Origin of the sequence: Tsukamurella soli (assembly GCF_039541155.1) — a bacterium.
Lineage (GTDB): Bacteria > Actinomycetota > Actinomycetes > Mycobacteriales > Mycobacteriaceae > Tsukamurella > Tsukamurella soli.
Window position 1 is genome coordinate 1 of the sequence record NZ_BAABFR010000161.1, and the last position, 7,398, is coordinate 7,398.

Annotated in this window: 9 protein-coding genes; 1 reads left to right on the forward strand and 8 read right to left on the reverse strand. The window is 71.1% G+C overall.

What is annotated here, in order from left to right; translation table 11 throughout:
* The 7 genes from ABD908_RS25860 to ABD908_RS25890 all read right to left on the reverse strand — a co-directional run.
* The coding region (locus tag ABD908_RS25860) for a primosomal protein N' family DNA-binding protein (protein ID WP_486390782.1) at positions 1 to 517 on the reverse strand (517 nt) is incomplete at its 3' end.
* Positions 518 to 525: 8 nt separating this feature from the next.
* A complete protein-coding gene (gene metK / locus ABD908_RS25865) occupies positions 526 to 1,752 on the reverse strand; it encodes a methionine adenosyltransferase (RefSeq protein WP_345001512.1) in 1,227 nt (408 codons plus the stop codon).
* Between the two features lie 107 nt (positions 1,753 to 1,859).
* On the reverse strand, positions 1,860 to 3,167 hold the full coding sequence (gene coaBC / locus ABD908_RS25870) for a bifunctional phosphopantothenoylcysteine decarboxylase/phosphopantothenate--cysteine ligase CoaBC (protein ID WP_345001515.1): 1,308 nt from the start codon (positions 3,165 to 3,167) through the stop codon (positions 1,860 to 1,862).
* Positions 3,168 to 3,177: 10 nt separating this feature from the next.
* The gene (gene rpoZ / locus ABD908_RS25875) at positions 3,178 to 3,480 is read right to left on the reverse strand and encodes a DNA-directed RNA polymerase subunit omega (RefSeq protein WP_345001517.1); all 303 of its coding nucleotides are present in this window, start codon (positions 3,478 to 3,480) and stop codon (positions 3,178 to 3,180) included.
* A 56-nt stretch (positions 3,481 to 3,536) separates the two neighbouring features.
* The gene (gene gmk / locus ABD908_RS25880; protein WP_345001520.1) at positions 3,537 to 4,172 is read right to left on the reverse strand and encodes a guanylate kinase; all 636 of its coding nucleotides are present in this window, start codon (positions 4,170 to 4,172) and stop codon (positions 3,537 to 3,539) included.
* 10 nt (positions 4,173 to 4,182) lie between these two features.
* On the reverse strand, positions 4,183 to 4,497 hold the full coding sequence (gene mihF, locus ABD908_RS25885) for an integration host factor, actinobacterial type (RefSeq protein ID WP_345001522.1): 315 nt from the start codon (positions 4,495 to 4,497) through the stop codon (positions 4,183 to 4,185).
* 377 nt (positions 4,498 to 4,874) lie between these two features.
* Positions 4,875 to 6,146 (reverse strand): enoyl-CoA hydratase/isomerase family protein, encoded by a 1,272-nt coding sequence (locus ABD908_RS25890; RefSeq protein ID WP_345001524.1) that lies wholly within the window; start codon positions 6,144 to 6,146, stop codon positions 4,875 to 4,877.
* A gap of 75 nt (positions 6,147 to 6,221) precedes the next feature.
* On the opposite strand from ABD908_RS25890, the gene ABD908_RS25895 reads away from it, so the two are divergent.
* The gene (locus ABD908_RS25895) at positions 6,222 to 6,545 is read left to right on the forward strand and encodes an ArsR/SmtB family transcription factor (protein ID WP_345001527.1); all 324 of its coding nucleotides are present in this window, start codon (positions 6,222 to 6,224) and stop codon (positions 6,543 to 6,545) included.
* Positions 6,546 to 6,555: 10 nt separating this feature from the next.
* Here the strand turns inward: ABD908_RS25895 and pyrF are convergent, their stop codons facing one another.
* Positions 6,556 to 7,332, reverse strand: coding sequence for an orotidine-5'-phosphate decarboxylase (pyrF, locus tag ABD908_RS25900; RefSeq protein ID WP_345001529.1), 777 nt, complete (start codon positions 7,330 to 7,332; stop codon positions 6,556 to 6,558).
* Positions 7,333 to 7,398 lie beyond the last annotated feature (66 nt).

Here is a 7,398-nt window from a genome sequence, read left to right on the forward strand (position 1 = left end):
CATCGGCGGCGGCCGCGGCGAACTGCGCGCCGTGGGTGTAGGCGGCCAGTGGGACGGCACCGTCGGGCGCGCCCGCCGCAGGCTCGGCACCGTCAGGCCCGGCACCCTCGAGCCCGACACCGTTCGCACGCGCTGCCAGCTTGGCGACGACGTCCTTCTCGACGCGGGCATGCCGGGGTGGGATCGCGAGCCGCAGGACGTCGGCGCGGGTGCCCGCGTATCGGATCGCGACCTCGGTGACGAGCTCACGGATCTCGTCGGTGAGCACCGGCAGCTCCGACACCACCCGCTCGAGGCGCGCGAGCTTTCCCTCGTGGTCCGACTCGGCGAGCCGGGCCAGCACGAAGCCGTCGACGAGCCGCCCCGAGAATCTGATCCTGACCCGGACACCCGGCTGCGCGGCCTCGGCGAGCTCCGCGGGGACCAGGTAGTCGAACTCGCGGTCCAGGTGGCTGACCTGTAGGAGCGGCAGCACGCGCGCGACCGGCAGACAGGCGGCCGCGTCGGCCCCCGCCATCCGGTCCGCTACAGGCCGGCGGCGCTGCGCAGCGCGTCGGCGCGGTCGGTGCGCTCCCAGGGGAGGTCGATGTCGGTGCGGCCGAAGTGGCCGTACGCGGCGGTGGGCGCGTAGATCGGGCGCAGCAGGTCGAGAGCGTTGATGATCGCCCGGGGACGCAGGTCGAACGTCGACGCGATGGCGGCCTGGATCTTGGCCGGGTCGATGTTCTCGGTGCCGAACGTCTCGACGAACAGGCCGACGGGCGCAGCCTTGCCGATCGCATACGCGACCTGCACCTCGATGCGCTCCGCGAGGCCCGCGGCGACGGCGTTCTTGGCGACCCACCGCATCGCGTAGGCGGCGCTACGGTCGACCTTCGACGGGTCCTTGCCCGAGAACGCGCCGCCGCCGTGACGGGCCATGCCGCCGTAGGTGTCGACGATGATCTTGCGCCCCGTGAGGCCGGCGTCACCCATCGGGCCGCCGAGCACGAACTTGCCGGTGGGGTTCACGAGCAGGCGCACGTCGGACGTGTCGAGCGACTCGATGTCGAGCTCGCCGAGGACCGCGCCCAGTACGTTCTCCCGCAGGTCCGGCGTCAGCATACCGTCGATATCGATGTCGGCCGCGTGCTGGCTGGAGATGACCACGGTGTCGAGCCGCACAGGGGTGTCGCCCGCGTACTCGATGGTGACCTGGGTCTTGCCGTCGGGTCGCAGGTACGGAAGCGTGCCGTCCTTGCGGACCTCGGTGAGGCGGCGCGCCAGCCGGTGTGCCAGCGAGATGGGCAGCGGCATCAGCTCGGGGGTGTCGGAGCAGGCGTAGCCGAACATCAGACCCTGGTCGCCCGCGCCCTGCGCGTCGATCTCGTCCTCGGCGCCGTCGACGCGATGCTCGTAGGCGCGATCGACACCCTGCGCGATCTCGGGGCTCTGCGCGCCGATCGCGATGTTGACGCCGCAGGAGTTACCGTCGAAGCCCTTCGCGGAGCTGTCGTAGCCGATCTCCAGCACCTTGTCGCGGACGATCTTGGGGATGTCCGCGTAGGCCTCGGTGGTGACCTCACCCACGACGTGCACCTGTCCGGTGGTCACCAGCGTCTCGACCGCGACGCGCGAGGTCGGATCCTGGGCGAGCAGCGCGTCGAGTACCGAGTCGGAGATCGCGTCGCAGATCTTGTCCGGATGCCCCTCGGTCACCGACTCGCTGGTGAACAGTCTGTGTCCGGACTTGGCGAACGCGGAATCGACCACGGGAGAACCTTTCGACGTCTTCATCTGTACGGCTTCATCTGTGCGGCGCGGTACACACCGCGGGTGTCTTTGCAGACAAAAGTACCGCGTCGGTTACGCAACCCAAACTAGTGGGGCGCCGTCATCTGGGCCACCACAGCATCGAGGATACGACTCGCCATCACGGTCTTCGAGTCGAGCGCCAGCGCGCTCTCCGTACCGTCGGCGCCCAGCAGCCAGCCGGCGTTCTCATCGACCTCGAACGCGCGGCCATCACCGACCGCGTTGACGACCAGCAGGTCGCAGCCCTTTCTGCGCAGCTTGGCGCGGCCGTAGTCGAGCACCGTGCCGTTTGCGTCCCCGGTCTCGGCGGCGAAACCGACGATGACGGACCGGGCCGGCAGCCCGCCCTCGGCACGCGCCGCGACCAGGCCGGCGAGGACGTCGGGGTTTTCGATCATCGTGATCGTCTCGAGGTCCGCGCTGCCGGCGGTGCCCTTCTTGAGCTTGGTGGGGGCGACCTCGGCGGGCCGGTAGTCGGCGACAGCGGCGGCCATGACCACCGCATCGGCGTCCGCCGCGTATTTCGCCATCGCGGTCTGCAGCTCGCGCGCCGAGGCGATGCGCACCACATCGACGGCGGCGGGGTCGGCCAGCCCCGCGGTGTTGCCCGCCACGAGCGTCACCTTCGCGCCGCGCTGCGCAGCGACGCGCGCGAGGGCGTAGCCCTGCTTTCCGGAGCTGCGGTTGGTGAGGTAGCGGACGGGGTCGAGCGCCTCGCGGGTACCGCCCGCGGAGACGACGACGGTGCGGCCCTCCAGGTCGCGGGGCAGCGCGTCGTCCCGGGCGAGCAGCAGATCCCCGAACGCGCCGATCTCATCGGGCTCGGGCAGCCGCCCGGCCCCGGTGTCCTTGCCGGTGAGCCTGCCGCGCGCGGGCTCGAGGACGACGGTGCCGTGGCCACGGAGCGTCGCGACGTTCGCACGGGTGGCGGGGTGCTCCCACATCTCCGTGTGCATGGCCGGCGCGAACAGGACCGGACATCGGGCCGTGAGCAGCGTCCCGGTCAGCAGGTCGTCGGCCCGGCCCTGCGCCGCACGGGCCATGAGGTCGGCCGTCGCGGGGGCGACGACGACGAGGTCGGCCTCCTGGCCGAGCTTGACGTGCAGTACCTGGGGGATGGACTCGAACACGGTCGTCTGCACGGGGTTCCCGGACAGCGCCTCGAACGTGGCCGCGCCGACGAAACGCAGCGCCGATTCGGTGGGGATCACGCGGACGTGATGGCCGGCCTCGGTGAAGTGCCGGACCAGAGCGCACGCCTTGTAGGCGGCGATGCCACCGCCGACACCCACCACGACGTTGCGGGGCGCTCCGGACGTGGGGCGGGGCGCGACGGGGGCGACCGACGACGGCGTGCTGCGCGGCTCGCTCATTCGGGAGACGTCACTCGCCCTCGGTGTGCTCCAGGAGGTCGGCGTGGATCTCGCGCATGGCGATCGACAGCGGCTTCTCGTGCAGGCCGGGCTCGACCAAGGGGCCGACGTACTCGAGCACGCCGTCCGAGAGGCTGTTGTAGTAGTCGTTGATCTGGCGGGCACGCTTGGCCGCGTAGATCACCAGCGCGTACTTCGAGGAGGTGCGGGCGAGCAACTCGTCGATCGGCGGGTTGGTGATGCCGAGCGGCTGGTCGTAGGGGGCCGGGGCGTCATCGGTCGCGGCGGAGTCGATCGGGGTGGGGGTGCTCACGCGTCTCCTAGGTCGATTTCTACTTCGGGCGCATCGCTGCGGCCCGGCGGTGTGGTTCACCCCGCGGATGTGGGTCCGATGTTCTCAGCGGTCCCGGCCGGGGGCGAGTCAACGCCGACCAGCAAGCATACCAAGCGATCCACCGCCCGGTCCAAATCGTCGTTCACGACGACCGCGTCGTAGTGCTCCCGCGTGGCCATCTCGGCACGGGCGGTCTCGAGTCGGCGCTCGATCACGGCCTCGCTCTCGGTGCCGCGGCCGCGCAGCCGACGCTCGAGCTCGTCCCACGACGGCGGGCTCAGGAAGACGGTGATCGCCTCGGGCAGCGCGGTCTTGACGCTGGCGGCGCCCGCGAGGTCGACCTCGACCAGAACGGGCCGGCCGGTCTCGAGCGCGTCGTACACCGGTCGGGCAGGGGTGCCCGAGCGCTGCAGACCGCCATGGATCTCGGCCCACTCGAGCAGGTCGCCCCGCTCGATCAGCCGGTCGAAGCCGGCGTCACCGACGAAGTGGTAGTCGCGGCCGTCGATCTCGCCCGGACGGGGGTCCCGGGTGGTCGCGGACACGGAGAAGAACAGGTCGGGAACTACCTCGCGGAGGCGGTTCACGACAGACGACTTGCCGACGGCGGAGGGGCCGACCAGGACTACCAGTCGGCCCCTCCGTCTCGCGTTGGCTGGAGCAGGCTGCACCACGCGTATGTCAGGCAGAGAACTTCTCGAGCAGCGCCTTACGCTGGCGCTCACCGAGACCGCGGACCCGTCGGGTCGGAGCGATCTCGAGCTCGTTCATGATCTCCTGAGCCTTGACCTTGCCCACCTTGGGCAGCGCCTCGAGCAGTGCCGAGACCTTCATCTTGCCGAGGACCTCATCGGTCTCGGCGTCCTTGAGGACCTGCTGCAGATGGGTCGCACCACTCTTGAGCCGGTTCTTCAGCTCGGCACGCGCACGGCGAGCGGCAGCTGCCTTCTCCAGAGCAGCGGCACGCTGCTCGTCGGTCAACTGGGGAAGGGCCACGATTCCTCCGTCTCGATCATCTTCTAGATGTCGCCGCGTTGGGCGGCGACACAGAACCGTACCCACGTCCGCGGCCGAACGGAAAGCCCACCCCCGTCCGACCTGCGGTTCCGCAGTGCGGTACACGCGAGCGCCGGGCACGGGCAGAGGTAGCCGCGAATGCCGACATCAGGACGAAAGACGTTGCAGTGGAACAGGTTCGATGAGAACCGACATTCATCACCATTCGGGACAGATGTGACGCGAGAAACCCGTGGGATCTGGCGGATTTCTCGCCACCGTCCGCGTGTCGTGGCCCCATCGGCGCTGGTCACGCACGTGTCGGGGCAGGACATCAGCACCCGCGGGTGTGGGTGTGTGGTTCAGGTTGAGGTGGCTCAGCCGCGCGGCGCGAGCAGCTCGGCAGCCAGCGTCGCCTCACCCGCGTCGACGAATCGGGTGACCTCGACGGCCTCGCCCACCGATACGCGATGCAACGTCGATCCCTCGCCGGGGCGCACGAGGACGGGGACGCCGAACGAGGCCGCACGGGCGACGGCGCCGGCGGTCTCGCGTTCCGTGGCACCGTCGGGTAACGGGACCTCGACCACCCGTTTCGGCGACGTCGGCAGGAACACGTCGACGAGCGGATTCGGGTACCGGATCTCGAACGTTGCCGATGCACCTGATCGGGCATCGCCGGCGGGGGTATCGGCCCCCTTCTCGACCCGGTCGCGGATCCGCTTCATGGCGCCGAACACTGCGGCCGCGGCGGGCGCGCTCGGCAGCGAGACGAGCCGGAGGAACGCGGCCGTCTCGGCGGCGAACGCACTCGCGAGGGGTTGCGACAGCGCGGCGAGCCCGACCTCGAGGATCTCCCGCCGCGCGGCCAGCGTCGGATCATCCGCAAGCGCGTCCAGCTCGCCGCGCAGCTCGGCGACCTCGCGATCGAAGGCGGGGTCGCGCGGCAGGGCCCCGGGGACCACCCAGTCGGGCCGCTCCCACGGCTGCCCGGCACCGTCGGGCCCGACGGCGACCTCCCACCGCCGGGCGGCGGCCTCGACAGCCGCCGGCGTGGGAGCCAGTTCGTCGATCAGCCCCCGTGCGAGCGCCCACGCGGGGTCGTAGGCTGCGCCGCCGCCGACGGTTTCGCGCACGGCGGTCGCGAGTCCCAGCATCCGGGTCGCTCGGACCGTTCCCCCGCCGGCGGGCAGGATTCCCATGGTTCGTTCGGCGAGTGCCCAGCGCACGTCCCCGCGGTCGAGTCCGACCCGGTGGTGGCAGGCCAGCGCGATCTCGAACCCGCCACCGAGCGCCCCGCCGACCAGTGCCGCCGCGACCGGCCGACCCGACTGCTCCAGCCGCCGGAGCTGATCGCGCACCTCGACCAGGTGCGAGTAAGCCGATCCCGACTCGCGCGGCGACGCCGCCACCTCGAACTCGGGGCCCGAGAAGAAGGACTCCTTAGCCGACGTCACGATGACGCCGTCGACATCGTCGCGGGTCGATTCCAGGTGATCGAGAACGGCGCGCATACCCTCGACGTGCGCGTCGGTGACCATGTTCGTCCGGGCGGTCGGGTCGTCCAGAACAACGGTCACGATCCCGTCGGGATCGCGGCTCCATCGCACAGCTCCGCACCCACCCTGCGCCCGGTCGGCCCGCTTCATCTCCGGAGACTATCACCGTTCAATCTGCATTGAACCGATTCCCGTGGTGACCGCGCGCAATGCAAGAATGGCACCATGACCACCAGCGACTACGAAGCTGGCGATCTGGACGCGGTCGATATCGGCCAGGTACTCCGGGCGCTCGGAGAACCGGTGCGGCTCGCGATCGTCCGCAAACTCGCCGATGGACAGGCCCACGCGAAGTCGATCGAGGAGTGGGACCTGGGCATGCAGAAGTCGGCACTCTCCCACCACTTCCGCGCGCTTCGCCTGCTGGGCTTGACCGAGGTCATCGTCACGGGCCGTTCGCACGCGATACGGCTGCGCCGGGACGAGATCGACCGCCGATTCCCCGGCCTGCTCGACGCCGTCCTGCACGCGCCGCAGCCGACCCGCTGAACCGCCAAGCTCAGCCCAGCGCCGCCTCGACGGCATCGCGGGTGGCCAGCGCCGCCGTGCGCAGCGCCGCCACCGTCGGGCCCGCCGCAAGCACCTGACGCGACGTGGAGGGCAGCAGCAGCTCCCGCTCCGGGAAGATCCGGGCCAGGTCGTCCGGCGTCGCGCCCTGCGCGCCGAGCCCGGGCGCCAGGATCGGCCCGCCCAGCCCGGACAGGTCGAGGCCGTGATCGCGCGTAGCGCCCACCACCAGCCCGACGGTGGCGCGACCGTCGGCATCGTCGGCGCGCGCGGCGTCCACGATCCCCTGTGCCACTCCCCCGGCCTGGACGGACGCACCCTCGGGGTTGGATGTACGGGCCAGGACGAAGACGCCGCGCCCAGCGCTCCGTGCCGCCGTGACCGCGGGCTCCAGGGAGCCGTAGCCGAGGTAGGGCGACAGCGTCACCGCGTCCGCACCCAGCCGGCCGTCGCCGAGCCACGCCCGCGCGTACCCGGCCATCGTGCTGCCGATGTCCCCGCGCTTGGCGTCGGCGATCACCACCGCCCCGGCCGACCGGCACGCGGCGATCACCTCCTCGAGCGCGGCCATGCCGGTCGCCCCATACTGCTCGTAGAACGCCACCTGGGGCTTGACGAAGCCCACCTCGCCCGCGAACGCCTCCGCGCAGATCAGGCCGAACCGCATGGCGCCCGCGGCGTCGTCGGTGAGGCCCCAGGTCGCGAGCAGCGGCGGATGCGGGTCGATGCCCACGCACAGCCGCCCGCGCGCCCCGATCGCCGCCCGCAACCGCGCCGCGAACCCCCCGAAGTCGGATCGTAGCCATGTCGTTCTGTGAGCCAAGGAGTTGGGGCT

Excerpts from the sequence above, each read along its gene's own strand:
- coaBC (WP_345001515.1), bottom strand. The coding sequence starts at position 3,167 with ATGAGCGAGCCGCGCAGCACGCCGTCGTCGGTCGCCCCCGTCGCGCCC.
- ABD908_RS25890 (WP_345001524.1), bottom strand. The coding sequence starts at position 6,146 with ATGAAGCGGGCCGACCGGGCGCAGGGTGGGTGCGGAGCTGTGCGATGG.
- ABD908_RS25895 (WP_345001527.1), top strand. The coding sequence starts at position 6,222 with ATGACCACCAGCGACTACGAAGCTGGCGATCTGGACGCGGTCGATATC.